Here is a 24,837-nt window from a genome sequence, read left to right as displayed (position 1 = left end):
CGCTGCCGGCATGGCGATAAGCGACATCATCGATGCCAGTTCGACCGCAGCGGTGATCAGCAATCCCCGGCTGCCCGATAATCCCATCATCGCCTGCAATGAGGCGTTTCTGCGTCTTACCGGCTATAGCCGCGCGGAAATTCTCGGGCGGAATTGCCGCTTCCTGCACGGGGCCGAAACAGAAGCCGCATCAAGCGAATTGCTGCGCACGGCCATTCGCCAGAAGAAGCCGGCCATTGTGGAGATCACCAATTATCGCAAGGATGGCTCGCCGTTCCGCAATGCGGTGATGATCGCGCCGATGTTCGACAGCGATGGCGGGCTGGAATATTTTCTGGGGTCTCAGGTCGAGGTTGCGGCCGTGGCAGCCGCCGGGCCGGACAGCCGCAAGGGCATGGCCACCGCGCGCGTCTCAGCACTCACGGAGCGGCAAAGACGCATTCTGGTGCTGATGTCGGCGGGCAAGCTCAACAAGCAGATCGCGTTCGAGCTGGGGCTCAGTGAGCGGACCGTGAAGATGCACCGCGCCGCGCTGTTTCAGGCGCTGGGCGTCCGCACCGGGGCGGATGCCATCCGGCTGGCTGTCGAAGCCGGTTACTGATCTCGCGATCAGCCCCGGCTTCAAGAAAATTCAGCCAAAGCCCGCGGTCAGGCGCCCGCCTGGAAGACGCCGCAGGCGATGCGCCCGCCGCTATCGCCAGACGGATCGGTGCGCTGGTCGTCCGTGCCTTCATGCACGACGATCGCCGAGCCGTCGGTGTCCATCAAGCCGGCCATCGTGGCGCCCTTGAGCGTGTATTCGAGCGTGCCCCGGCCATCCTCGCCTATGTCGATGTTCGGCATGTCGCCGGCATGCTGACCCTGCGGGTTCTCAAGACCATGTTTGGTGCTGGCAGGATTCCAGTGGCCACCCGCCGTGGTGAAGTCGGGCGCATCGCACTTGCCGGTCATATGCACATGGACACCCTTGCTCCCTGAAGGCAGGCCCTGCAGGGCGAGCATGATCTGCAAGCCGCCATCCATGGCGCGGATAGTCGCGGTGCCGGCCGGCGCGCCCTGCGCCGTCTGCAGGGTCGCGGTGGCGCTTTCGCCGCTCGCCATATTGCCCGTGGCATTGCCCATCATGGCATTGTCGGCAACATTATCGGCCGGCACGGCGTTGTTCTGCGTGTGATCGGGGCTGCTACAGGCTGCCAAACCCAGCGTGGCGATTGCGGCCACGGCGTAAATCCTTGCAGTCACGGCATTACTCCCATTGCTTTCGGATATAGAGCGAACACGAGAGGGAAGCGGATCGTTCCCGAAAAGATTGGCAGCGTCCCCGGCGACCCCGCTCAATGCGCCTTGTTGGCAGCCCGATCGGCGTCGCGCCGGCGCTTCTTTTCGAGCAATATGCGGCTGGCATCATTCACCGCCAGATTGTCCGCCATCACCGCGCCGCGATGGCCGATCGGGCGATCCGGCCCGATGGTGGAATCGACCATCGTCTGCCGCTCCATCTCGCTGTTGACCTCAGCGCCGATCAGCACCGCAAAGGCGGAGAGGAACAGCCACATGAGGAAGATGACGACGGCGGCAAGCGAGCCATAGGTCGCGTTATAATTGGTCAGATTGGCGACGTAGAAGCCGAAGCCCAGCGTGATCCCCACCCACAGCAGGGTGGAGAGCACCGACCCCACAGAGAGCCAGCGCCATTTCGCGGCTCTGCGGTCCGGCGCATAGCGATAGAACACGGCGAAGGTCAGGCTGATCAAAAGGCCCGCGAAAATCCAGGTCGCCAACTGGATGATCAGCGCCGAACCGCTGCCGATATAATCGGAGAGCACGCGCCCGGCATAAGTGAACAGCGAGATCGCCAAGGTGCCGATCACACCCACCGCGACCATGCCGACGGTGATGCCGGCGGCCACGCCGGTGGTCCGGAAGAAATTGCGCGTCTCATGCTCTTCATAAATGATGTTGAGGGCCGCGATCATCGCTGTCGCTGAGCGCATGGCGCCATAGATCGAAAAGGCGAGGGCCAGCAGCAGGCCGAAGCCCTGCGCTGCCTTGCTGGTCGTCACGATAGCGAGAAGCTGCTCTTCCAGGATCGTGAGTACCTCCGGCGGCACGAAGCCGCGAAGAAGGTTCACGTTGCTGGCGACGATCTGCGGATCGCCGATGAGGCCGTACAGCAGAACGATCGAGGCGATCAGCGGCACGAAAGCAAGGAAGGAGAAGAAAGCGACCCCGGCGGCGAGCAGGCTGAGATTATGGAAGCCGATCATCACGTAGATGCGCTTGAGGATCGCCCACCACGCTTTGGGCGGCAGAGAGAACGGCGAATCGCCCTTTGCGCCAGGGATTTCTTCGGCAAGCACTTCGAGTTCCTGGGCAGAGATCGGGCGGTCCTCCTTGTCTTGGTCGGTGTCGGTCTGGCTGGTCATGGTTGGGCCGTGGCGTTGTCGGCCACATCATTTTCATCGATGGGGAGGGCGAGGCGGCCGGCCGCGGCAGAGGCATTGAGTTGCTCGTCGAGCTGCGCCTGCATATTGGCCGCCATGCCCTCGATCCGGTTGGATTCGGTAGCGTAGCGCTCATCGAAGCTCGGCTCCTTGCTGCACCCCGCCAGCCCGAGCACTGCCAGCATCGACAGGATCGTCACCGCGCGCATCAATAATCCTTCCGGTAGCGCAGGTTCACGCCGGACCCGCCGAAGTTGCTGACCGAACTCAACACTGAGAGCGCTTTCGAGAGGCTGATTTCCAGCTGCGTGGCGGTATGGCCGCGCGCATCGGTGATGATCTCCACATAGACATCATTGCTGATATACTGACCCACCGCGAGCGACGTGCCCCGGCCCGTCTCCTCGTCAGCCCCGAGCAGGCGCAGCCGATCGATGCCACCGGCCGATTGCAGCACGCCCAGCGGATTGAGGCCGCCCGAGCCGCCACGCAGCGAGTTGAGCGAGGCGGCCAGCTGCACGGCCTGGATGGCGCTCAGCTCGCCCACCGAATTGCCGAACAGGATGCGCGCCATCAGCTCGTCCTGCGGCAAGCTGGGCGTCGAGGTGAACGCGATCTGCGGGTCCTGCGCATTGCCAGTGATCGTGATGGTGATCGTCACGTCCTCGACCTCGCCGCTCGCGACGATGCGCAGCTGCGGGTTGGTCATCTCCGGCCCGCTGAAGGTGATCCGGCCCTGCTGAAGCTCGAACGAGCGCCCGGCAAAGCCCAGCGTGCCGCGCACGAGGTTGACGCCCCCTGTGATCTGCGGCGCTGCGCTGGTGCCGGCGACGCGCAAATCCGCCGCCCATTCGGACTCGAGGCCCATGCCGCTTACATAGATCTGGTTATCCGCCTGCACGCGCAGGTCCAGTCGCCAGTCAGAGGGGATGGTCTTCATTGGCTCGGGCGCGCCGGAGATGCGCTCGCGCTTGAGCGTCGGCTTGCGCCGCACGCCGGTCAGCGTCGGGACTTCCGCGCTGCCCTGGAAGACGATGCGATAGCGCGTCTCTGGCAGGGTGAGGCGCCCCGTGATCGTCGGTGGCTGGTTGGGGCCGTTGACCACCTGAATCTGGCCGGTCGCCCGCGCCTGCAGGCCATCGCTGCGCGCCAGCTGCGCATTGTTCGTGTCGATGCCGAGCTGGATCGGGAAGCCCTGATCGGAATTGAGCGAGACCGATCCGCTGGCGCTGACCGTGCCATTGCCGGCATTGGCGGTGAGGCTCTCGACCTCCAGCCGGTCGTTGGTGAAGCGCCCGCGCACGGCCATGTTGGTGAGGCGGGTGCCGTAGCTGGTGTTCTCATAGGTGAGGTTGCTGGCCCGCACGACCCCCGTGAGTTGCGGCGACCGGACCCGTCCGCTGAAATCGGCGGCGACCCCGACTGGCCCCTTGAGACTCTGGTCCGGCAGCGCGGCTAGCGAGAAGAGCACGTCGGCCGGGCCGTTGTAGCGCAAGCCGCCGGACAGAGGCGCGGCGAGCAGGCGGGTCGACCAGCTACCCGCGCCCGGCCCGAGCGGCTGGAGGCTGACCTTCATGCGGCCGATCGCGGCGCCGCGCCGGCGGATGAGCGCATTCGCCTCCCCACCTTGCGGGATCAGCCGGCCGGCGAACTGGATATCGACCGGTTCGGAGACGGCCGCGAGGCTGGTGCGGGTGAAATCGTCGATCGTCAGGCGGGCGTCGGCGGCGGGGAAGGCCGTCTCGCTGGCCTGGGTGAAATCGAGGCTGCCGGTGGCCTTTCCGCCGAGGCCAAGGCCGGGCATGAAGGGGTTGGCGATGGCGAGGTTGAGATCCTGCATCCGCGCCTGCACGGCCATGCCGTCGCCATAATGGCCGGCGAGGTGCAAGGTGCCTCCGCCGACCGTGAGCCGCGTCGGGGCGAGCGTATAGCGTCCGTTCGAGGGCACGATGCGCATCGGCGAGCTTGTCTTGACGTCGACGCCGTTGAAGCGACCGTCCAGCGCGAGCTGCCACAGGTCCCGCGCCATGCGGGCGTTGGCGGCCAGGCGGAACGGATAGCGCGTGCGGCCCTCGACCAACAGCTTCGCCTGACCGCCGCCGTCGCGATAGTTCAGCGTGCCGCGCGCGACCGCGATGGTGAGATCGCCCATCCGCGTGCCGGCAAGCTGCGCATCGGCAACGACCTGCGGCTGCTCGGTCAACAGAATGTCCGCCTTGATGAGCGCCTGCTCCACAGTGAGGCCGGCCTTGCCGGGCAGGCTGGCATTGCGCGCGTTGGCATCCACCAGCGCGCGCTGGACGGCACCCTGCGCGGAGAGTGCAACCCGCCCGTTGATGCCGGACCCATCGGCCAGCAATGTGCCCTCGAACGGACCGGCGCGGCTTTGCGAGACGCGCCCGGAGAGGCCGACGCCGCCGAAGCTCGTGCCTTGGCGCACGTCAACGGTCAAAGGCCCGCGCGCAGTCATTACAGCCAGATTGAGGTCCAGCGGTCCGTAGTCGGAGGCGCCTTCGCCCTGCACCAGATAGGTGCCGTTTTCGCCCCGCACGGTCGCCGTCAGATTGGCCAGGCCAATGCCAAGGCCCGGCCGCTCGGCTGCCAGCCGGACCAGCGGCCGATTGACCGTGCCTGTGACCTCGACGCCCAGCGGGCCATATTGATCCGAGCTTCCGCGCCCGGAGAAGCGCACGCTGCCATCAGCGCCGTAGCGACCGCGCGCGCCGGTCATGCGGAATTGTGGCGCCGAGACGTTCAGCCGCTCGACGCTGGCCACGCCATTGCTGTCATAGCCGACATCCGCGACGATCAATGCATTGCCGCCGAGGAAGCTTTGCAGCCCGTCGTTCAGCAGGCGTGTCGAGCGCGCGGTGACGCGGCCGCCGAGGCGGAAAGAACCGTTCTGGCCGGTTTTGAGGTCCATGTCGGTTTGGAGGTTGAAGATGCCCACGCTCTCGACCTGATAGCCATTCACCCGGCCATTCAGGGCGCCCGTGTAGAGCGCGGTGTTGAGGTCGGCCACGATCACGGCGGTGGCGTCGATCCGGTCGGACCGCAGCCGCATATTGTCCGAGAGGATGCGGCCATTGGCATAAGCCAGGTCGCCGTCCAGGCTGACATTGGTGAGCAGTGGCTCGATGCTGGCATTGACGCCGCTGATCCGCCGGGCGCGTCCCTCGACGGGGATCATCCAGCGGTCCTTATCCAGCGCGGCGCTCCCCGAGACGGCGAGACCCTCGATCAGTGTGGCGCCAAAGCCGATCTGGCGGGCATTCACGCCATAGCGGATCGTCGGCGCGACGAAGGCGCCGTTGAGCGTGGCGTTCATCGCGATGTCCGCGCCGCGCAGGTTTTCGGCGATCACGCTGGGCTTGGTGAGCCGGAAGGCGAGATCGAGATTCTCCATGCGGCTGGCACCCAGATCGATGAGGCCCTGGGCGCCGAAGGTGAAGTTGTCGCTGGCCAGGCCGCCACGAATCTGGGCGCGGCGGTCTGCGAGGGCAGCGGTCATGTCGATTTGCGTCACCGGCTCGAGCATGGCGCGAGCCGGGCCGGTGAGGAAAAGCCCGGGCCGCAAGGGGCCGCGCACCGTGAAGGTGCCGTCGCGGCCCGTGATCGCGACATTGGCGAGGCTTTCGCTGCCCATGCGGCCCGTCAGCTTGCCGGTCCAGCTCTGCCAGTCACCCTTGCCGGCCAGCGCGATGGCTGTCGGCTGCGCGATGCCGGTGTAACTCGCCAGCAAGCCCTGCGCCGGGGCGGTCACGCGCAGATCGACCGCCAGGCGGTTGGATTCCGGTACGGCATCGAGCATCAGCGCGAGCCTGTCGCCACCCGCAACGCCCGGCGCCACAAGGGCGCGCCCGTCCGCCTTGATCCGCGCGCGGCGGTCCGCAATGTGGACCGTCCCGGCGAGGCCGAGCAGGTGCTTGCGGCCGGTCACCGGCGCGTCGATCTGCAGGCGGCCGATGTCGAGCCGGTTCACGTCAATGTCGAGATCGGGCAGCAGCGGCCCATCGCTGGATGGCGTCGGCTTGAATTCCGGCGAGCGATGCAGCCGGGCGGTCGGGATCAACAGGGAGCGGATGTCGACATGGCTGCGCGCATAGGCGAGCGGCCGCCAGTCCATCTCGATGAGCGGCGCGCTCAGGAATACGCCCTTTGTGTCCCGCACCTCTACATTGCGCAGGCGCATGGCGCCGAAGATCGAGCCATCGATCCGCCCGATGCCGATCGACATGCCGTTCTCGAACTTGAGCCCGGTGATCTGCCGGGTGACGAACCCCCGCCCACTGTCGCTGTTCAGCCAGGCATAGCCGCCAATGATGACGACCAGCAGCAAGGCGAGCAGTGCGCCGATGCCGATCAGCACGCGGCGCGGCCAATTCCGGCGGCGCACGATCACGGTGCCGGCGGCCGTCTGGTCCGGCATATCCGGGGCGATGGGCGCGGGGGGCGGGGTCGGATCAGCCATCAGAATGCCTGCCCGATGGAGACGTAGACGGAGATACGGGATTCTCCCGGCTGGCGGTTGATCGGTGTGGCGACATCAAGGCGCATCGGGCCGAAATTGGTGTAGAAGCGCCCGCCTATGCCGACGCCGAAGCGCCAATCGTCAAAGCGTGGCACCTGGCTGGTGTAGACCTGCCCACCATCGATGAAGCCGACGATGCCATAATCGCCGAAGCGATAGCGAACTTCCGCGGCGGCCTCGACGAGGCTGCGGCCGCCGATCGGCCGGGCGTCGGGATCCTTGGGGCCGAGTTCCTGATAGCCAAAGCCGCGCACCGATCCGCCGCCACCGCCGTAGAAGCGCCGCGAGGGTGCGATCTGCTCACGAGCCGCGCCGCCGATCATGCCGACGCGCGCGCGACCGGCCAGCACGAAGCCGTCCGAGATGGGGTAGTAGCCCGTGCCTTCCAGCAGCGCGCGGGCGTAGGTCTGAGCGCCGCTGCCCAGCGACGCCTCTGGCGAGAGCCAGGCGGAGATCCGGAAGCCACGGGTCGGGTCGAGCAGGGAGTTGGATGTGTCGAACGTCACCTGACCGGGCAGCGCCGCGACATAATAGGTCCGCCGGCGCAGCTCACCGGCGTCGAAATTATAGTCCTGCTCGTTGGAGCCGAGCAGCTCGAAGCCGAAATTGTAGGTCAGCCGCTTCTGCCAAATGGGCGTGCTTTCGTAGGCGATGCGGCCATAAAGACGGCCGGTGAACGCCTCGAACGCGTCGAAATTGCTGTGGCGTGCATCGAGGCCCAGTTCCACGCTGCGGTCCCGCTTGCCGGCATTCGAGCGACGGAAGGAGACGCCGAGGCCTTGCTCCAATGTGCCGGCCGTGCCTTGAACGATGAGTGCGCCCTCCGGCGGGAACATGTTCCGGTGCGTCCAGCTCCCCTCGACCTTGACGCCCTGGCCCGTGCCATAGCCGGCTTGGGCGGCGAGGGTGCGGGCGGGGCCGGCCTCCTGATTAACGACGAGGGTCGCATAGTCCGTGCCGTCGCCCGCAGGCTCGCCGCTCGGGCGGGGCGTCACGGATCCCACGGAGAGCAGGCCGGTGGCGATCAGCGCCTGTCGCAAATCATCGATCTTGCGGCTGTCATACAGCTCGCCTTTGCGGAAGCGGGCGATCTTCTGGATATGGTCTGGCTCGAACACCGGCTTCTCGCCCTCGACCACGATGTCGCCGAAGCTGCTGCGGGGGCCGGGGGTGATCGGCAGCGTGTAGTCGCCAGCCTCCGTTTCCGGATCGAGCACGATATCACGCTGGCCGACATTCACGAACGGATAGCCGTTCTCCGGCAGGGTGACTGCGATATTGGCTTCCGCGCCGAGAATGCGCTCCGCCACGATGGGGTCGCCAGTGCGGGGCCGGAAGGCGCGGGTGATGAGGTCCCCGGGCTGCACCGGCGGCGCATCGAACCGGATCTCGCCCAGATGATAGCGCGGGCCGGGCGTGGCCTGCAGGATGACCGTAATCGGCCCCTTGCTGTCCTGCTCGGGAAGCTCCAGCGAACCCCGCACCGTGGCATCGAAAAAGCCCTGCGAGGAGAGGATATCGACCAGCAATTTCTGGTCTTCCTCCAGCCGGGCATTGATCATGGCGCCATTGTCGGCCTTGCCATCGCCATCCTCGAGCGCGGAGAGCGACTTGAACTGGCTGACAATGTCCCCGCCATCGACGGGCAGCACCGGAACGGCACCGTCCAGCGCGGAGAGACCCTCGATCTTGTAGCTGTAGCGCAGCGAAGGGGCGGGCCCCTCGTCAGCCTCGGTATACTGGCTCTCGTCGAAGGTTTCGACATCGAAGGCGTTGAGCGGGGTGAGAGGCCGGTCGAGCTCTTCATCCAGTTCCGGCGGAGCAGGCAGGCCCTCATCCGCCGCCGATTGTTCGGTGGGGGTCGGCTCGGCGCTCACGCTGGCATCGCGGCCAGTGCTGGCCGCGCGCAGGTCTGCCTCGGCTTCCCATGCCTGGACACTGCCAAGGGGCGCGCTTTCGTCGATCGGTGGAATGCTGGCGTCGAACTCTTCGTCTGAAATGATCGGCTCAACTGGGGCCGCGTCTGAATTCCGGGTCGGCTGCGCCTGATCGGTCGAGGGGGGCTGGGCCTGAGCGGGATGCGCGAGAAGGCACAGCATCCCGGCACTCGCCAGCAAGCTTCCACGCCAGGCTTTTCCAAAGTTCTGCGTGCTTGGCTCCAAGCCTGCCTTCAGTAATCTTAGTCGCAACGACGGCTCCCCTGTCGCGATTGACGCGACGTCCGCGAGCCTTGAGGCTCCCCGTCATGATAATGCCGCGGTGGCGATATGGTTTCTGGTCTCGAACGCGGGACGCGAAATTCTGCCCCGCTTATCGGCAGGTTATCTATCGGACCGCGCGCGCCTTGGCTCGTCGTCAGGCTCGGCGTGCACGACCTGGGCCGTGAGGCGGGAGAAGCGCTCGATCTCGCAGGCGGAGCCATTGCGAGCATGCAGCATGTCGCGTCCGGCGCACAGCACCCCATCCTTGTCGGGCGAGATGTAGAAGCCGGAATAGAAGTCCGCTGCCCGGCAAGCCCGCCCCAGATGGGCGCGGTAGCGCTCGGTGTTGCTCACCACCATCGTCACGCCATCAGCATGCGTCACCACCGCCGCGCGGATCAGGTTGAGCGGCAGGCAACGCGGGCCGCGGCCTTCCTTCCACTGGATGACCGGGGGCGCCGGTGCGGCTGTTCGGGGTTGCGCCGGCATGGTCGGGATGCGGATGATCACTCGCTGTTCGATGGAGAGCTGGGCGAGCTGGACCTGCTCCATGCGTGCCATCCGGCTCATCTCTGGGCTCGCCACGCGCTGCTCGGCCTCTACGGCCTGCGATGCCCCCAAAAGCAGGAGCGGCAGCAAAATGGTTGGCGACGATGCTGGCAATGAACTGACCCCAGGGGAGGAAAATGCCCTAACCCTTACCGCTTGAACAGCCGATTAATTGTATGATCAACAACGAAGGCGCGCGCTTCGCAAGCATTTTTGCGCGCAGATGGTGGCCATGCGGCGGCGCAGAGGGCATATAGGCGGGCATGATCTCCGAGACAGTTCTGGACGCCTTTCGTGCGATTGCTGGTCCCCGTGGCCTGATAGAGGATCGCGATCTGATCGTGCCCTGGCTGGGAGACTGGCGCGGCAAATATCATGGCGATGCGGTCGCCATTTTGACGCCCCGCTCTACGCAGGAGGTGGCCGCGATGGTCCGCTGCGCGCATGATCATGGCGTCGCTTTGGTGCCGCAGGGCGGTAATACCTCCATGGTAGGCGGCGCGACGCCCCCGGCCGATGGCAGCGCCCTCATCCTCTCGCTCCGCGCGATGAACCGGATTCGCGCGATCGATCCTGCCGCCAATCTCGCCGTGTGTGAGGCGGGCGTCATCCTCTCGACCCTGCATGAGGCGGCAGCGGCGGTCGGCCGGCGGTTTCCGCTGAGCCTGGGGGCCAAGGGATCGGCAACGGTCGGCGGGCTCGTCTCCACCAATGCCGGCGGGACGCAGGTGCTGCGGCACGGGACGATGCGCGCGTTGGTGGAAGGTATCGAGGCGGTGCTGCCGGATGGCACGATCCACGATGGGATTGCCGCGCTCAAGAAGGACAATCGCGGTTACGATCTCAAGCAGCTGCTCATCGGGGCGGAAGGAACGCTGGGGATCGTGACTGCTGCGAGTCTCCGTCTGGTGCCCGCGATTGCCGATCGGGCCGTGGCTTGGGCCGGCGTGGAAGACCCCGCGCAGGCGCTGGCGCTGCTACGATTTCTCGAGCGGCGCCTTGGGTCCGTCGTCGAGGGGTTCGAGGTGATGGCGAGCGACACGCTCGGCCATGTGCTCGATGTGATCCCCGATACCCGCGCGCCCATCGAGACCCGGACGCCGTGGAATGCGCTGATCGAGGTGGATCTGGACGCGGCCGACGAGGAAGAGAGCGCGGCTGCCCGACTGGAGGCCGCTCTGGCCGAGGCCTTCGAGCAGGGTCTGGTCGTCGATGCGGCCATCGCCGCCAGCGAGGCGCAGGCTGAGGCATTCTGGAAGCTGCGTGAAAGCGGATCGGAGGCGGAGCGGGCGCAGGGGCCTGCGCTGCAGTTCGATGTGAGCGTGCCGATTGCGGACATGCCCCGCTTCATGATCGAAGCGGCAGCGGCGTGCGAGGCGCGGTTCCCGGGGGCGACGGCTTCGTCCTTCGGGCACCTTGGCGATGGCAATGTGCACTTCCATGTCCGCGCGCCGGCCGGCACCGGCCCGGGGCAGGGCGTGGACTGGCTCGGCACGCACGGTGAAGAGGCAACGCGCTTCGTCAACGACATCGTCGTCGCGATGCACGGATCGATCTCGGCTGAGCATGGGATCGGCCAGATGAAGATCGCGGAGTTTGCGCGTCTTACGCCACCCGCCCAGCTGAATACGGTGCGGGCGATCAAGCGGGCGTTCGATCCACAGGGCCTATTCAATCCCGGCAAGCTTGTGCCCCTTGCCTAGGCCCGAGCGGCCCTTTATGGCCGGGCGTCATTCAGCCGGCCCATCGGGAACGGGCTGATCCATGTCCGTTTCAGGAGACCGATGTCATGGCCAGCGCGCCACAAGCCCAGAATTTGCCTCTGCTTTATAACGACCTGGTGCCGCTCAATGTCGAGCAGCACGGCAAGTACACGCTGCGCAACTATGACACCGCGCCGCATATCGTGGGCGTCCACGCCGTCCCGCTGACGCTCGACGAGTTCGCGCAGGCCCAGCGTTTCCTGCCGATCGTCTTCTCCAGCGGCCCCAATCCCGTGCCGCTGGCGCTGATGGGCCTCAACGAGGGCGTCAACACGCTGGTCGACAGCGAGGGCAAGCTGCGCCGCGAGGACGGCTATGTTCCCGCCTATATCCGTCGCTACCCCTGGATGCTGGTGCGCCTGCGTCCGGATTCCGACGAGCTGTCGCTGTGCTTCGATCCGACCAGCGAAATCGTCGGGGAGTATGAGGACGGTCGTCCGCTCATCGAAAATGGCGAGGCCAGCGAGCTGACCAAGGAACTGCTCGCCTTCTGCCAGCAGTTCGAGGAAGCGGCGATGCGCACCGGCCAGTTCGTCAAGGAACTGCAGGAGCAGGAGCTTCTGATGGACGGCGAGCTGAGCATCCAGATTCCCGATCAGGAGCAGCCCTTCGTTTATCGCGGCTTCCAGATGGTCAATGAGGAAAAGCTGCGCGAGCTGCGCGGCGATCAGCTGCGCAAATTCAACCAGAGCGGTGCGCTTCCGCTCATTCATGCGCATCTGTTCTCGTTGCAGGGCATGCGCGAGCTGTTCTTCGCTCAGCGCGCCCTCGGCCTTGGCCCGGTGCCGGCCTACCAGATCAGCTAAATCGAGCCGCTCGCTCAGCCGATCCATTTTTTCGGCGGGGCGAGGCGATAAGTTGAAAAAATCATCTACCTCTTGCGGCCCGGGCTTGAAAAGGCTCGGGCCGTGCCTTAACTTCAAAATACGTAATGGCTTGTTCCCCCTTTCGAGCCGTTGCGTGGGCGTCCCGCCCTTTCGGGACGTCTCCTCCCTGAACCTGGGCCACCCTGTGCATCGCACGGGGTGGTTTTTTATGGTTAAACGAAGATGGCTCGGGCTTTGCTATTCGGCCGCCAACGGCCGGGCAAAGTCAATCAGCTCGCGCGAGAGATGCTCGGCCAATGTCACGAGAAGGCCCTGCCCAATGGCAAGGCCAGGCCCCGGTTCGGCCATTGCCGCATCCAGATAGAGCGACCGATCGAATTCGATCTGAATGGCGTGAACGTCCCGCTCGGGCCGGCCATGTCGCTCAAGAATATGGTTACCCGCATAGGGCGCGTTGATCGCCACCGGCAGCCGGTGCCGGCGGATGACGTCCGCACACAGGTCGGTCAGCCGATCCGTTGCACTCCGCCCGAATCGGTCGCCGATCACCACGCGCGGAGTCGGTATGTCGGCTGTGGTTGCCTTGAGCGGCGGCATGGAATGAATGTCGAGCAGCAGCGCGATGCCATAGCGCCGGCGCGTCACGTCAAGCGCAGCCGCCAGCGCGGTGTGATAGGGGCGATGGACCTGCTCGATATGCTGGCACAGGGCGGCATAGGGCAGGGGATCGCGCCAAAGACCGCCCGTCGTCGCCAGCCGCTCGGGGATCAGCCCCAGGCCACCGCGCAATTTTGCGCTGCTCTGGCCACGAAAGCTCCATGGTGCCCCTTGGATGCCACGCAGATCGACCTCCCGCTCGTCGCGATTGAGATCGATCAGGGCGCGGGGCTGGCGCGCGATCAGCACATGATGGCCTTGCTCGATGAGCCTTTCCACCAGCAGATCGGCATAGCGGTCCTCCAGCCCTTGCAACGCCTTTTGCGAAACGCGGGCCCGCGCGAGCAGGGCAGGGGAATAATCCCGCCCCGCGTGAGGGACGGCGAACACCAGAGGACCGCAATCACCGGCCACGCCGTAGTGATGAAACGCGTCATGACTCCGGGCAGGCTTGGGTCGCAATGGTCCTCCACAGGGCCGCTCGCGGCTGCGAAATTTTCCGCAATTGGCCGCAACTGATGGAAATTCTTAATCGCTTTTCGCATAAAGCAAGGGGTGACGCCAAGGCCTATCAGGCTTTATGGCGGTGTGATCGACGAGTATCCCGGAGGCTTCGGCACGCGCATGTTTCGCATTTTGTTGGCGGAAGACGATGACTCGATGCGGCAGTATCTCGTTCGTGCGCTCGAACGCTCCGGCTATGAGGTCGTGGCGGTGGACCGGGGCACGGCGGCGGTGCCGATCATCGAAGCCGAGCATTTCGATCTGTTGCTGACCGATATCGTGATGCCGGAAATGGACGGCATTGAACTGGCCCAGCATGTCGCGTCCGTCTCGCCGCATACGCGCGTGATGTTCATCACCGGCTTTGCGGCGGTGACCCTGCGCGCGGGGCGCGTCGCGCCGGAAGCCAAGGTTCTCTCCAAGCCGTTTCACTTGCGCGATCTGGTGATGGAGGTCGACCGCATGTTCAATCGCACCAGCGCAGAGAACCTTCTCTGATATTTGCGCTTGCGCCGCCCTCGCGCGTTGCGTAAGGGCCTCTCCTCTCAAGTGGGCGTGTAGCTCAGTGGTAGAGCACTGTGTTGACATCGCAGGGGTCGCAAGTTCAATCCTTGCCACGCCCACCATGGAAAACCCCGCCAGGTTCAACGACTTGGCGGGGTTTTTCTATGTTTGTTGCTTGGCGACGAGAAGCACTGCGACGCAGGACTGCGGCCTCACTAGATGGTGACTCCGGCGAGGGGCGCGGAATTGATCTCACCCACATCATTCGGCTCTGCGCCCTCGGTCGGCAGACGGTCGCCAAGGATCGCCTGTGGGGTGCCGATCCACAGCGCGTCCTCAAGATGATCGCGCCGCTGGTTCAGCGTATTGGGGTGGATGAGAATGCTCAGTCCGCCATGGTTGAGCATCAGCCAGGGCACCAGCGTGTCGAATAGGCTGCAAGCGAAGGCGATCTGGAACATGGATTGCGTGTGCGGCCCGACCAGCCGATCGTGCCAGCGCCCCAGCCGAACGGAAAATCGATCGGACACGCCCGCGCGCAGGCGCTCCGCCACCGGGCGCGTTGCGGCATCATAATAAATATGCGCGTGATAGCTGCAAATCTCGGCGATCTGGCGGGGGCGGGGCGTGGGGTCCTGGATGTGCATGGCGTGTCCTGTCTGTGGTGCCTAGTTGGCGATCGGGAGCCATCTCCGCAAGCAGATGGACAATCATCGGTCTGCCGACACGCGCTGGCGGTAGGCTTTGCACCGGCGAGGCGCTAAGGAGCCTTCTGTATGGCGGTCCCTGCCGCTGTCGGTCACGCTTCGCGCAAAACAAAGGAGAGCAGCCCCGTGAGCCAGAAGATCGATACCCTCGCTGTCCATGCCGGAACCGAGCCCGACCCGACGACCAAGGCGCGGATCACGCCGATCTACCAGACCGCATCCTATGTGTTCGACGATGCTGATCATGCCGCGCGCCTCTTCGCGCTGCAGGAGTTCGGCAACATCTACACGCGAATCATGAACCCCACCAACGGCGCGCTGGAAGGCAAGATTGCCGCGCTTGAGGGCGGTGCCGCCGCGCTGGCCGTGGCCTCGGGTCATGCCGCGCAGTTCCTGGCGTTCCACACGCTGCTGGAAGCCGGCGATCACATCGTCGCGGCCAAGAAGCTGTACGGTGGCTCGCTCAACCAGATCGGCCACAGCTTCAAGAAGATGAGCTGGGGCTCGACTTTCGTGGATGCGGACGATCCGGCCAATATCGCCGCGGCGATCACGGACCGCACGCGCGCCGTGTTCATCGAGAGCCTCGCCAATCCCGGCGGCGTGGTGCAGGATATCGAGGCGATCGCGAAGATCGCGCATGCCGCCGGCATTCCGCTGATCGTGGACAACACGCTGGCCACGCCGGTGCTGTGCCGCCCGATCGAGCATGGCGCAGACATCGTCGTGCATTCGGTCACCAAGTTCCTCAACGGCCATGGCAATTCCATCGGCGGCGTGATCGTGGACGCGGGCAAGTTCGATTGGGTGAAGTCCGGCAAGTTCCCGGCCCTGACCCAGCCCAACGACTCCTATCACGGCGCGGTGCTGAGTGATGCGGTGGGGCCGATTGCCTTCATCATCGCCTGCCGGGTGCTGGGCCTGCGCGATCTGGGGCCTGCGCTGGCGCCGATGAACGCCTTCCTCGCGCTGACGGGCATGGAGACGCTGTCCCTGCGCATGGAGCGGCATTGCGACAATGCGCTGGCGCTCGCGCAATGGCTCCAGAAGCATCCCAAGGTGGAATGGGTGCGCTATGCCGGCCTGCCGGACGATCCCTATCATGCGCTCGCGCAGCGTTATCTGGGCGGCAAGGGCGGCGCCGTGTTCACCTTCGGGGTGAAGGGTGGGCGCGAGGCTGGCATCAAGCTCGTCTCCGGCGTCAAGCTGTTCAGCCACCTGGCCAACATCGGCGATACCCGTTCGCTGATCATCCACCCTGCTTCGACCACCCATAGCCAGCTGTCAGAGGCGGAACTGGTCGCCGCTGGCGCCGGGCCGGACGTGGTGCGCGTGTCGGTCGGCATCGAGCATATCGACGACATCATCGCCGACATGGCGCAGGCGCTGGACGCGCTCTGAGGATGGCAGCCGGGCACGGAGGCGGGGCGGCATGACGCTCGGCTTCTCCGTGCCCGATCTGCTGGGGGCCGCGCGGATGGGCCGGGCGATGACCATGGGCCTGCGCCGCGTGCCGGAGGACGACTGGCTCTGGCCGGACTTCGACCGCGCCGCCCGCTCGGCGGTATTCGACGCGCACCCGGAGGCGGTTCAGCTGCTGCCCGGTGCCGAGGGCGCCGTCCGCGAGGTCGGCGCGATGATCAGCATTTCAGGAGAGCTGGGCGATATCGCGCGCGGCTGCTGGGAAGATCTGTGCATCATGCAGCAGGCGGAGCCGGGTGACCCGTGGCACCTTACCGCCGCTGCGGTGGGCTTCCCGACCGACTGGCGCCTTGCGGACAAGATCGGCCGACCGATGGCGCAGATCCATGCGCCCATCCATGGCTATGCCGAGCAATTGGCGCCCGGTGTCGATCACTTCATGGCAAGCTTGAAAGCCGGCCCGATATTCGCGCGGGCCAACTGGTTCATCGTGCCGTCCATGGAGTGGCGCTATCTCCCGACCGTGGACGAGGCGGCAGCGTTTGCGCATGTCACGCCGGACAATGCCGGGCAGAGGCTGATCGTCCGCTGCGAGCGGCAAACGCTCAGGCGCCTGGCGGAGAGCGGTGCCATCCTCTTCACCATTGGCATCGCCCGCAAGCGGCTGTGCGATCTGCCGGGAGAATGGCCTGCGCGGCTCAGCGCGGCGCTTGCTGCGATGCCGGCCGATGAACAGGCGCGGCGGCTGGTTGGGCGTTATGCGGATGCGCTCAGGCGCTATGCGGATGCCGCCAATGGCAAGAGTGGCTTTTCAAGCGCCTCGGCCTGAGGCAGAGGGGCAGGCTATGACACAGCTTTCATCCGCAGCCGCGCCGGTGACCACCGCCCCCCGCACCGACTGGACGCGCGAGGAAATCGCCGCGCTGTTCGATCTGCCGTTCATGGATCTGCTCTACGAGGCGCAGGGCGTGCATCGGGCCAATCATCCGCGCAACGAGGTGCAGCGCTCGACGCTGCTCTCGATCAAGACCGGCGGCTGCCCGGAGGATTGCGGCTATTGCAACCAGTCCGTCCATGCAGAGACCGGCCTCAAGGCCACCAAGCTGATGGACGTGCGCGCCGTGCTGCAATCCGCCGCCCAGGCCAAGGATGCCGGTTCGGGCCGCTTCTGCATGGGCGCGGCCTGGCGCAACCCCAAGGACCGCGACATGCCCGCGCTCATCGAGATGGTGAAGGGCGTGCGCGAGATGGGCATGGAAACCTGCATGACGCTGGGGATGCTGACGCCCGGTCAGGCGCAGATGCTCGCCGAAGCCGGACTGGATTATTATAATCACAACATCGACACCGCGCCGGAGAAATATGGCGAGGTGATCACGACGCGCAGCTTCGCCGACCGCATCGAGACCCTGGAGGCCGTGCGCTCCGCCGGGATCAACGTCTGCTGCGGCGGCATTGTAGGCATGGGCGAGACGCGCGAGGATCGCATCGGCTTCATCCACGCGCTGGCGACGATGCCGCATCCGGAGAGCGTGCCGATCAACGCGCTGGTCCCCGTGAAGGGCACCGTGCTCGGCGACATGCTCGCCGATACGCCGCTCGCCAAGATCGACGAGATCGAGTTCGTCCGCACGGTGGCGGTGGCGCGGCTCGCCATGCCGCAGGCGATGGTCCGCCTTTCAGCGGGGCGGGAGAGCATGAGCGAGGCCTGTCAGGCGCTCTGCTTCATGGCCGGGGCCAACAGCATCTTCACCGGCGACAAGCTGCTCACCACACCCAATGCCGGCGACGACAGGGATGGCGCGCTGCTCGCCAAGCTCGGCATCGCGGCGATGCAGGCTGCGCCGCATGGTCATCTGGAAGAGGCCGCCGAATAAGGCAGGCCCCGTTCGGCGCGGCGCCGTTTAGCCGCGCCGGGCGTTGTCCGATCTGGACAGTTGACGGCCGGCAACGAGCGTCTGGCTGACGAACAGCACCACGAAGATCACGCCCACACCGCCGACAATCATGTCGAACGGCGAGATGGCCGGCGCCTTGGTGGGGTCGGTGAGCATCATGCCGATGGTCATGCCGATCAGCACGAAGCGCAGCTCCGTCGGCCCGGCAATGCCGTAGGAGAGCTTGAACTCACCCATCACCCGAGCCGCGAGATAGGCGTGGATGGAGAGCAGCAGATAGCCGACGACAGCGAACATCGCGACATCCACCCGCACATAGGGACTGAAGCCCATGCCGCCCAGAATGAGCAAGGTGACGATGCCGTCGCAGCTATGGTCGATGAAGTAACCGTAGGATGGCCGCTCAATGTGGCGATAGCGGGCGAGGCTGCCATCCAGCGAGTCGCCGAACCACTGCATCACATAGCCGGCCATCGCCAGCCACAGCCATTGGTCGCCAAAGCTGCTGCCGGCATAGCCGACGAAGGTGGCAAGCCCGCCCACCACACCAAGCGTCGTGAGCATATCGGGCGTGACCCAGCGGGGCATGATGCTGCACAGCCAGTTCAGCAGACGTCTCTCCGGCGCCGCAAGCAGGTTGTTTTGGATCCTGTTCACGGCTGGCGCTGGTCTGTTGGGGCTATGCTGCATCATCTCTCCGCGGCGTTCTGGGGCGGCCGTCATAAAAGGGTCATACGCGATATTCCAGCGATGATCCCGAATTCCTGCCCCGGCGCGGGACATATGTTGCTGGAACTGCGACGGATGCCACCGCGCCGCCCACGCACAATCTCGTTGACGGCCCCCGCGCAGGGGCATAGCGCGCGGCCATGGCAGCCAAACCAGCGCAGTCGAAGGAAGCAGCACGCCTGCGCCTCTATCTGCTGAGCATCATGCTCGACATGCTGGTGCTCGGGCTGGCCTTTGCCTTGGCCAATCTGCTGGTTCTGGGTTCGCTCATGGGCGAGCCGGGCAAGCCGCACGGTCTGGTGATGGCCGCGATGATCGTGCCGGTCTACGTGCTCATTGCCGTGCATGGCGGCGTCTACGGGATAAGGATGATCGGCAATCGTCGGGCGAGCGCCGCCAAGGCGGTATGGTCGCTGGCGCAAGCGGTGATGCTGACTCTGTTCATCATCTACCTCGGCAAGATCGCCGAGCAATTGTCGCGTCTCACCTTCATGGTCGGCCTGGCTTTGTCTGCCGGCGGGCTGATCGCGGTGCGTCCGCTGATCGACCGGCTGGCAATCTGGCTGGTCGGCACGGTGCCGCACATCACGGTGCTGCTGGTCGATGGCGTCGAGATCGAAACGCCACGCGATGCCTGGCGGGTGGATGCGCAGGCGATCGGCTTCGATCCCACCGCGCGGGATGCCAAAATGGCCGAGCGCCTCGCCGATGGTGTCGGCGGTGCCGAGCGCGTGGTCGTCGCGTGCCCCGCCGAGCGGATCGCGGACTGGCGCATCGTGCTTACCTCCCTGTCCGCCAAGGGAGAAATCCTGGTGCCTGAGATGCGCCAGTTCGTGCCCGCGAAGGTGAGCGCCTTTGCCGATCATCCGACGCTGGTGGTTGCGGGTGGACCGCTGCTGTTCCGGGACCGGCTGTTGAAGCGCCTGTTCGATCTGGCGATCTGCGTGCCGGCGATCCTGGCGCTCTCGCCGATCCTCATTTTCGGCACGCTGGCGGTGAAGCTCTCGGGGCCGGGTCCGGTGTTCTTCCGCCAGCAGCGGCTGGGGCGCGATGCGCGGCCGTTCATGATCCTCAAGTTCCGCACTATGCATATGGCGCTGAGCGACCTCAAGGCGGACAAGCTCACCGAGAAGGACGATCCGCGCGTGACCCGCATCGGCGCCTTTTTGCGGCGCACGAGCATCGATGAACTGCCACAGCTTTTCAATGTGTTGAAAGGCGACATGAGCATCGTCGGACCACGCCCTCACGCTCCGGCGGCGAAGGCGGCGCAGAGCCTCTATTGGGAGGTCGATGAGCGCTATTGGGCGCGCCATTGCATCAAACCGGGCATGACCGGTCTGGCGCAGGTGCGTGGCCATCGCGGCCCGACCGACCGGCACGAGGATCTCATCAATCGGCTCCAGTCGGATCTTGAATATGTGACCAACTGGTCGATCTGGCGGGATTTGCGGATCATCGTCGCGACGCTGCGGGTGCTGGCGCATGATAATGCGTTTTAAAAAGGGGCGCGGTGCTCCTGCGAAGGCAGGAGTCCAGGGCGGCAAAGTCCATCGGATGCGCCTTGGACTCCTGCTTTCGCAGGAGAACAGTCGCATGCCGAGCGGAGATGTCCAGTGACGCCCGTCGATGTGATCCTCGCACTCATCATCGTGCTATGTGCGGTGCTGCTGGTCTGGCCGTTCCTGATCTATCCGCTCATCCTGCGGCTGCTGCCGACCAAGCCGGTCCAGCACGCGGGCGGCGCGGCCCCACCCACTGTCTCGCTGCTCTTCTGCGCCTATAATGAGGCGGCATCGCTGCCTGCGAAGATCGATAATTTGCGTGCGCTCAAGGCGCGGCATCCGGGGTTGCAGATCCTCGCTTTCGACGATGGCTCCAGCGATGGCACGGGCGACCTGCTGGGGCAGGCTCAGGACGTCCTGACCCTGCTGCGCGGTCCGGGGCGCAGCGGCAAGGCGCACGGGATGAAGCAACTCGCGGCCATGGCCACGGGCGAGGTTCTCGTCTTTACCGACGCCAACGTGCTGCTCGACGCAAACGCTATCGATGCGCTGCTGCCATATTATGCCGATCCGCAGGTCGGCGGCGTGCTCGGCTCGCTGCATTATGACGGCGCGGATCGCAGTGCCTCGGCGTCTGTGGGCGCGCTCTACTGGCGGCTTGAGGAGCATCTCAAGGATCTCGAGTCGCGCACCGGCAATGTGATGGGGGCGGACGGATCGATCTTCTCTATCCGGCGCGCGCTCTATCCTGATTTCCCCGACAGCGTGCTGGACGATCTCACCGTCTCCATGGCCGTGGTCTTCGCCGGCCGCCGACTCATCAAGGCCAAGGACGTGATCGCCCGCGAGGCGATGGTGGCCCAGCGCGCGGACGAATATCTCCGCAAGGTGCGCATCGCCGCCCGCAGTTGGCACACGCACCGGCATTTGCGGCCGGGATTGCGGCGGATGAGCCGGCTCGACCGGTTCAAATATGGCTCGCGCAAGATTGTGCGCTGGTTCGGTGGCCTGTGGATCGCTCTGGCGGTGCTGGCGGCGCTGGCACTGGCCTGGCGGATCACGCCCGTTGCCGCAGTCGCGCTGGTCGCGGCCGGGCTGGTGCTGGCGATGCTGGGCGCGATGGCAAGACGCGGGCCGCTCGCGGCGATCTTCGATCTTTTGCTGGCCTATATGGCGACTTTGAAGGGCGTGCTGCTCGCCATGCGCGGGCAGACCTTCACGCTGTGGACGCCCGCCAAGTCCCGCGACTGAGGCCGTGCACGCAAAGATGTGCGGTTCCTCTCGCTTTCGGGGTGCAGCATTGTATAGGCTCGCGCCATGATCACCATGCAACGCGTGCGCAAGGCCGCAGGTAAGCATCTCTCGAGAGCCGAACTGGCCGTGCGGTCAGCCTTCGGCGCTGCGCGTGACCGGCACTGCCCGGCCTGCCGGCACGATGTGGTCGGCTTCTTCCGCTATGGAGATGAAGCGGAGTGGGGATGCCTCGACTGTGGCGCATCGCCGCGCGAACGCCTGATGCATCATCTGCTCGATGAAGGTGTCATCGCCTTGCCTGCGTGGAGCGCGGTGCTGCATTGCGCGCCGGGCGAGACGAGCCTGATCGAGCGGTTTCGCGCCCATGCCGGCGACTATGTGCCCGCCGATATCGACCCCTCCCGCTATGCGGTGCCCGGCGTCCAGCACCTAGACCTGATGGCGATGACCAACGAGTCGCGATACGACCGCATTTATGCCAGCCATGTGATGGAGCATGTGCCTGACGACGCGGTGGTGCTGCGCAACCTGCTGCGGGCGCTCAAGCCCGGCGGCGAGGCCTGGCTGCTCGTGCCGCTGTGGGATCGCCCCAGCGAGGATGGCCCGCCGGATCTCTCTGGCCGCGAGCGGGAGCGGCGCTTCGGCCAGTGGGATCATGTCCGCCAATATGGCCGCGACTTTGCCGAGCGCATCCGCGCGGCCGGGTTCGAGGTGGACCTGATCGATGCCGCGTCCCGCCCGCCCGAAGCGGTGAGGCGGGAGGCGCTGGCCGACACGCTGTTCCGCGCCCGCCGACCGGCATGATGAGCCTGCGGGGGTGATGGCCGGCCTGATTGCGCTGGCGGGGCGTCTTGAGCGTCATTCCGGGCTGCTCGGGCTGGTGAAGCTGGGCAATGTGGCCCTCGCCATGCTGTGGGGTTTCGTCGTCACCTTCGTGTTCGTGCGCATTCTCCCCCTTGAGGAGTTTCGCGGCTTTCTGCTGCTGGTCGCCTTCGCCAACTTCACCGTGTCCGCCGAGCTTGGCCTGAGCGCCATCGTCTATGCCCGGTTGCGGCGCTTGCGCGTGAGTGGGGAGGGCGCTTTCGACCCTGCCGAGCTGGTTGCCTTGCTGTGGATTCTTGCCGGCCTCGTGGCGTTGGGCGCGGTGCTGATCGGTGGCGCCATCGCGACGGGCTGGCTCAAGACCGACTATCCGGCGCTGTTCATCACCTTCTATCTCGTCGCGGCCTTCAATCTGCTCACCCTGCTGGCGCGGCGGGCGCTGGCGGCGGTCGATCACAATCTCTGGTGGGAAGCGCTGGACAGCGTACGCCGTATCTCCGGCCTCGCGCTGCTACTGGCCGCGCTCGGGCCGCTGCCGATCCTTGCGTCGGTGCTCATTCAACTGGTCGTCGCGCTCGGGGTGTTGTGCGCCGGGCTTGCGACCTTCCACGCGACATTGGCGATGCGGCGGCGCGACTGGATTGTGCTGGGGCCGGGGCTGGCGGCGGTGCGGGTGCATTATCTCTCCGATTTCGGCCGCACCGGCCTTCTCACGCTGTGTGATGTCGGCGCCTATAACGCACCCTATTTCACCATTGTGGCGGTGACGCCGGACCCACGGCCGCTGCTGCTCTTCGATCTGGTGTTCAAGCTGTCCCGCTCGCTGTCCGCCGTCATTCGCGCTCTTGCGGAGACGGTTCTGCCCGGCCTGACGCGCGCGGCCTATCAGGGCGATGGGGCCGGCGTGCGGCGCGCTGTCCTGCGCTGTCTTGGCTGGTCGCTGGGTGCCACGATGGCAGGTAGCATCGGACTGCTGATCGCGGGAAAGCTGGTCGCCCACATCATATTCGATGGCAATCTAGACCTGCAATATTCTGAAATTGCGATGATGATTGCGCTCCTCTTTGGCCTCAGCCTCATTTGCGTCTCGGTCTATCTGCAGTGGGGACTGGGGCGGTTCGGGGCCTTGCTGCGGCCTTCGATGCTGCTGTTGCTCGGCAGTGTGCTGGCGGTTCCGCTCGCCATGCCCATGCATGAGAGCCTCGGCTGGACTCTCTCCGCCGGGTTTCTGGCTCTCTACGCCGCTGTTCATGTTTCGCTGGGGCTGGTTCATGGGCGTATGCTGATGCATCTGACAGGAGCGCGGGGCGCAGAGGCGCAGGCAAGGGGCAGCGTGTGAAGATTTCGATGATCGATCCCTCGCTGTTCACGCCACGCTATGATGATGGGCTGTGCGAAGCGCTGGCCGCGCGCGGCAATGACGTGACATTGATCGGCCGGCCGATGCGCGAAACCGATGCCATTGTGCCCAAGCGCTACCGTTATGAGCCCCGCTTTTTCCGGATCGGCGAGCGGCTGCGGCCAGTGCTGGGGGATGGCCGTGCCGGGCAGATCGCCAAGGCTGCCGATTATGCGCTGGATGCCCGGCTTGGCCGCCTCGGATCGCTGGCGGGCGATGTGGCGCATTTCCAGTGGCTGCCATTGGCGATGGTGGACAAGATCCTGCTCGATCGGCTGGCGGGGCGGACAGCGCTGGTTCACACCGTCCACAATGCGCGCCCGTTTCATGGCGAGGATCGCTCGGGCGTGCAGGGGCGCGGCTATGAGGCGCTGCTGCGGCAGTTCGATCTGCTGATCGTCCATGGCGAGCAGACGCGGGAGACCCTGCTCAAGCAGGGGATCGATCCTTCCGACATCGTACTGGTGCCGCATCCGCCGATGACCTTGCGCGAGGCGACGGCGGAAGACCTTGCTGCCGTCCCGCGCGGAACCGTGCCACGCATTCTCTTCTTCGGCACGATTCGGCCCTATAAGGGGCTGGATTTGCTGGTGCAGGCCTGTCTCGATCTCTGGCGGGACGGGCTCGTCTTCGAGCTGGCGATTGCCGGCAAGCCGTTCATGCCGGTGGAGGCGTTTCTGCAGGCCATTCATGGCGGCGGCTTTAGCGAGCGGCTGGTGACCGATCTCGGCTTCCTCACCGAGCATCGTCTCGATGCGCATCTGCGCGCGGCGGACATTCTGGCGTTTCCCTATCGCGAGATCGATTCGAGCGGTGCCTTCCTCTCCGCGCTGCGCTATGGCGCCGCCATGGTAACCAGCGATGCCGGTATGTTCGGCGACCTTCCCGATGCCGTCGCGACGCGCTTTCCGGCGGGCAATGCCCCGGCGCTGGCGGTGGCCCTGCGCCAGCTCATCGTCGATGCGCGCCGTCGGCAGGAGGCGGGTGAGGCCGCGCGCGCCCATGGTCAGGTGATGACCGGATGGGATGTCGCCGCCGCGCAGACGCAGGAGGCCTACCAGATCGCGCGTGAGCGCTTCGCGGCCAGAACCGGCCGCTCGACCGCGGAGAGCGCGGCATGA

Annotated in this window: 21 protein-coding genes and 1 tRNA gene; 13 read left to right on the top strand and 9 right to left on the bottom strand. The window is 65.6% G+C overall.

What is annotated here, in order from left to right; all coding sequences use genetic code 11:
• Nucleotides 1-10 precede the first annotated feature (10 nt).
• Complete coding sequence (locus M2342_RS11845; protein WP_264580041.1) at nucleotides 11-601, top strand: response regulator transcription factor; 591 nt, start codon at nucleotides 11-13, stop codon at nucleotides 599-601.
• Nucleotides 602-648: 47 nt separating this feature from the next.
• Here the strand turns inward: M2342_RS11845 and M2342_RS11840 are convergent, their stop codons facing one another.
• From M2342_RS11840 to M2342_RS11815, 6 genes are all read right to left on the bottom strand, one after another.
• Nucleotides 649-1,242, bottom strand: a complete 594-nt coding sequence (locus M2342_RS11840; protein WP_264579232.1) for a superoxide dismutase family protein — start codon at nucleotides 1,240-1,242, stop codon at nucleotides 649-651.
• Nucleotides 1,243-1,334: 92 nt separating this feature from the next.
• Nucleotides 1,335-2,426, bottom strand: coding sequence for a YihY/virulence factor BrkB family protein (locus M2342_RS11835; protein WP_264579231.1), 1,092 nt, complete (start codon nucleotides 2,424-2,426; stop codon nucleotides 1,335-1,337).
• Nucleotides 2,423-2,653 (bottom strand): hypothetical protein, encoded by a 231-nt coding sequence (locus M2342_RS11830; protein ID WP_181559269.1) that lies wholly within the window; start codon nucleotides 2,651-2,653, stop codon nucleotides 2,423-2,425. Before M2342_RS11830 ends, M2342_RS11835 begins: the two co-directional genes overlap by 4 nt.
• Nucleotides 2,653-6,915 carry a translocation/assembly module TamB domain-containing protein gene (locus M2342_RS11825; protein ID WP_264579230.1) on the bottom strand — a complete coding sequence of 1,421 codons (4,263 nt, stop codon included), beginning with the start codon at nucleotides 6,913-6,915 and terminating at the stop codon, nucleotides 2,653-2,655. Before M2342_RS11825 ends, M2342_RS11830 begins: the two co-directional genes overlap by 1 nt.
• Nucleotides 6,915-9,074 carry an autotransporter assembly complex protein TamA gene (locus M2342_RS11820; protein ID WP_264579229.1) on the bottom strand — a complete coding sequence of 720 codons (2,160 nt, stop codon included), beginning with the start codon at nucleotides 9,072-9,074 and terminating at the stop codon, nucleotides 6,915-6,917. The genes M2342_RS11825 and M2342_RS11820 overlap by 1 nt, the downstream gene beginning before the upstream one ends.
• A gap of 222 nt (nucleotides 9,075-9,296) precedes the next feature.
• Nucleotides 9,297-9,746 carry a hypothetical protein gene (locus M2342_RS11815; protein ID WP_264579228.1) on the bottom strand — a complete coding sequence of 150 codons (450 nt, stop codon included), beginning with the start codon at nucleotides 9,744-9,746 and terminating at the stop codon, nucleotides 9,297-9,299.
• 242 nt (nucleotides 9,747-9,988) lie between these two features.
• On the opposite strand from M2342_RS11815, the gene M2342_RS11810 reads away from it, so the two are divergent.
• Together M2342_RS11810 and M2342_RS11805 are read left to right on the top strand one after the other, a co-directional pair.
• Nucleotides 9,989-11,428: an FAD-binding oxidoreductase gene (locus M2342_RS11810; RefSeq protein ID WP_264579227.1), complete on the top strand. Its 1,440-nt coding sequence runs from the start codon at nucleotides 9,989-9,991 to the stop codon at nucleotides 11,426-11,428.
• Between the two features lie 86 nt (nucleotides 11,429-11,514).
• On the top strand, nucleotides 11,515-12,294 hold the full coding sequence (locus M2342_RS11805) for a SapC family protein (RefSeq protein ID WP_181559273.1): 780 nt from the start codon (nucleotides 11,515-11,517) through the stop codon (nucleotides 12,292-12,294).
• A gap of 258 nt (nucleotides 12,295-12,552) precedes the next feature.
• Here the strand turns inward: M2342_RS11805 and M2342_RS11800 are convergent, their stop codons facing one another.
• On the bottom strand, nucleotides 12,553-13,362 hold the full coding sequence (locus M2342_RS11800) for an N-formylglutamate amidohydrolase (protein ID WP_264579226.1): 810 nt from the start codon (nucleotides 13,360-13,362) through the stop codon (nucleotides 12,553-12,555).
• A gap of 234 nt (nucleotides 13,363-13,596) precedes the next feature.
• On the opposite strand from M2342_RS11800, the gene cpdR reads away from it, so the two are divergent.
• Together cpdR and M2342_RS11790 are read left to right on the top strand one after the other, a co-directional pair.
• Nucleotides 13,597-13,974 (top strand): cell cycle two-component system response regulator CpdR, encoded by a 378-nt coding sequence (cpdR, locus tag M2342_RS11795; protein WP_181561372.1) that lies wholly within the window; start codon nucleotides 13,597-13,599, stop codon nucleotides 13,972-13,974.
• 53 nt (nucleotides 13,975-14,027) lie between these two features.
• Nucleotides 14,028-14,102 (top strand) — tRNA-Val (locus M2342_RS11790).
• A 93-nt stretch (nucleotides 14,103-14,195) separates the two neighbouring features.
• Here M2342_RS11790 and M2342_RS11785 read toward each other — a convergent pair.
• A complete protein-coding gene (locus tag M2342_RS11785) occupies nucleotides 14,196-14,627 on the bottom strand; it encodes a DOPA 4,5-dioxygenase family protein (RefSeq protein WP_264579225.1) in 432 nt (143 codons plus the stop codon).
• Between the two features lie 186 nt (nucleotides 14,628-14,813).
• Here M2342_RS11785 and M2342_RS11780 point away from each other — a divergent pair, with 186 nt between their 5' ends.
• The 3 genes from M2342_RS11780 to bioB are packed head-to-tail and all read left to right on the top strand — an operon-like array spanning nucleotide 14,814 to nucleotide 17,986.
• Nucleotides 14,814-16,088, top strand: coding sequence for an O-acetylhomoserine aminocarboxypropyltransferase (locus tag M2342_RS11780; RefSeq protein WP_264579224.1), 1,275 nt, complete (start codon nucleotides 14,814-14,816; stop codon nucleotides 16,086-16,088).
• A 31-nt stretch (nucleotides 16,089-16,119) separates the two neighbouring features.
• A complete protein-coding gene (locus M2342_RS11775; protein WP_264579223.1) occupies nucleotides 16,120-16,938 on the top strand; it encodes a DUF3445 domain-containing protein in 819 nt (272 codons plus the stop codon).
• A 16-nt stretch (nucleotides 16,939-16,954) separates the two neighbouring features.
• Nucleotides 16,955-17,986 carry a biotin synthase BioB gene (gene bioB, locus M2342_RS11770; RefSeq protein ID WP_264579222.1) on the top strand — a complete coding sequence of 344 codons (1,032 nt, stop codon included), beginning with the start codon at nucleotides 16,955-16,957 and terminating at the stop codon, nucleotides 17,984-17,986.
• A gap of 27 nt (nucleotides 17,987-18,013) precedes the next feature.
• Here the strand turns inward: bioB and M2342_RS11765 are convergent, their stop codons facing one another.
• On the bottom strand, nucleotides 18,014-18,697 hold the full coding sequence (locus M2342_RS11765) for a CDP-alcohol phosphatidyltransferase family protein (RefSeq protein ID WP_264577516.1): 684 nt from the start codon (nucleotides 18,695-18,697) through the stop codon (nucleotides 18,014-18,016).
• A gap of 179 nt (nucleotides 18,698-18,876) precedes the next feature.
• On the opposite strand from M2342_RS11765, the gene M2342_RS11760 reads away from it, so the two are divergent.
• The 5 genes from M2342_RS11760 (at nucleotide 18,877) to M2342_RS11740 (ending at nucleotide 24,837) form a co-directional block, all read left to right on the top strand.
• Nucleotides 18,877-20,238, top strand: coding sequence for an exopolysaccharide biosynthesis polyprenyl glycosylphosphotransferase (locus M2342_RS11760; RefSeq protein ID WP_264572502.1), 1,362 nt, complete (start codon nucleotides 18,877-18,879; stop codon nucleotides 20,236-20,238).
• 114 nt (nucleotides 20,239-20,352) lie between these two features.
• Entirely contained in the window at nucleotides 20,353-21,492 is a 1,140-nt protein-coding gene (locus tag M2342_RS11755) for a glycosyltransferase family 2 protein (RefSeq protein WP_264579221.1), read from the top strand.
• 66 nt (nucleotides 21,493-21,558) lie between these two features.
• A complete protein-coding gene (locus tag M2342_RS11750) occupies nucleotides 21,559-22,299 on the top strand; it encodes a class I SAM-dependent methyltransferase (RefSeq protein ID WP_264579220.1) in 741 nt (246 codons plus the stop codon).
• A gap of 16 nt (nucleotides 22,300-22,315) precedes the next feature.
• On the top strand, nucleotides 22,316-23,656 hold the full coding sequence (locus tag M2342_RS11745) for a hypothetical protein (RefSeq protein ID WP_264579219.1): 1,341 nt from the start codon (nucleotides 22,316-22,318) through the stop codon (nucleotides 23,654-23,656).
• Nucleotides 23,653-24,837, top strand: coding sequence for a glycosyltransferase family 4 protein (locus M2342_RS11740; protein ID WP_264579218.1), 1,185 nt, complete (start codon nucleotides 23,653-23,655; stop codon nucleotides 24,835-24,837). Before M2342_RS11745 ends, M2342_RS11740 begins: the two co-directional genes overlap by 4 nt.

The organism is Sphingobium sp. B8D3A (assembly GCF_025961995.1).
GTDB lineage: Bacteria > Pseudomonadota > Alphaproteobacteria > Sphingomonadales > Sphingomonadaceae > Sphingobium.
Note: the sequence above shows the minus strand (reverse complement) of the source record. Positions and strands in the feature narration are given on the sequence as shown.

Excerpts from the sequence above, each read along its gene's own strand:
- M2342_RS11845 (WP_264580041.1), top strand. The coding sequence starts at position 11 with ATGGCGATAAGCGACATCATCGATGCCAGTTCGACCGCAGCGGTGATC.
- M2342_RS11835 (WP_264579231.1), bottom strand. The coding sequence starts at position 2,426 with ATGACCAGCCAGACCGACACCGACCAAGACAAGGAGGACCGCCCGATC.
- M2342_RS11830 (WP_181559269.1), bottom strand. The coding sequence starts at position 2,653 with ATGCGCGCGGTGACGATCCTGTCGATGCTGGCAGTGCTCGGGCTGGCG.
- M2342_RS11825 (WP_264579230.1), bottom strand. The coding sequence starts at position 6,915 with ATGGCTGATCCGACCCCGCCCCCCGCGCCCATCGCCCCGGATATGCCG.
- M2342_RS11820 (WP_264579229.1), bottom strand. The coding sequence starts at position 9,074 with ATGCTGTGCCTTCTCGCGCATCCCGCTCAGGCCCAGCCCCCCTCGACC.
- M2342_RS11815 (WP_264579228.1), bottom strand. The coding sequence starts at position 9,746 with ATGAGCCGGATGGCACGCATGGAGCAGGTCCAGCTCGCCCAGCTCTCC.
- M2342_RS11810 (WP_264579227.1), top strand. The coding sequence starts at position 9,989 with ATGATCTCCGAGACAGTTCTGGACGCCTTTCGTGCGATTGCTGGTCCC.
- M2342_RS11805 (WP_181559273.1), top strand. The coding sequence starts at position 11,515 with ATGGCCAGCGCGCCACAAGCCCAGAATTTGCCTCTGCTTTATAACGAC.
- cpdR (WP_181561372.1), top strand. The coding sequence starts at position 13,597 with ATGTTTCGCATTTTGTTGGCGGAAGACGATGACTCGATGCGGCAGTAT.
- M2342_RS11785 (WP_264579225.1), bottom strand. The coding sequence starts at position 14,627 with ATGCACATCCAGGACCCCACGCCCCGCCCCCGCCAGATCGCCGAGATT.
- M2342_RS11775 (WP_264579223.1), top strand. The coding sequence starts at position 16,120 with ATGACGCTCGGCTTCTCCGTGCCCGATCTGCTGGGGGCCGCGCGGATG.
- bioB (WP_264579222.1), top strand. The coding sequence starts at position 16,955 with ATGACACAGCTTTCATCCGCAGCCGCGCCGGTGACCACCGCCCCCCGC.
- M2342_RS11765 (WP_264577516.1), bottom strand. The coding sequence starts at position 18,697 with ATGCAGCATAGCCCCAACAGACCAGCGCCAGCCGTGAACAGGATCCAA.
- M2342_RS11760 (WP_264572502.1), top strand. The coding sequence starts at position 18,877 with ATGGCAGCCAAACCAGCGCAGTCGAAGGAAGCAGCACGCCTGCGCCTC.
- M2342_RS11750 (WP_264579220.1), top strand. The coding sequence starts at position 21,559 with ATGATCACCATGCAACGCGTGCGCAAGGCCGCAGGTAAGCATCTCTCG.
- M2342_RS11745 (WP_264579219.1), top strand. The coding sequence starts at position 22,316 with ATGGCCGGCCTGATTGCGCTGGCGGGGCGTCTTGAGCGTCATTCCGGG.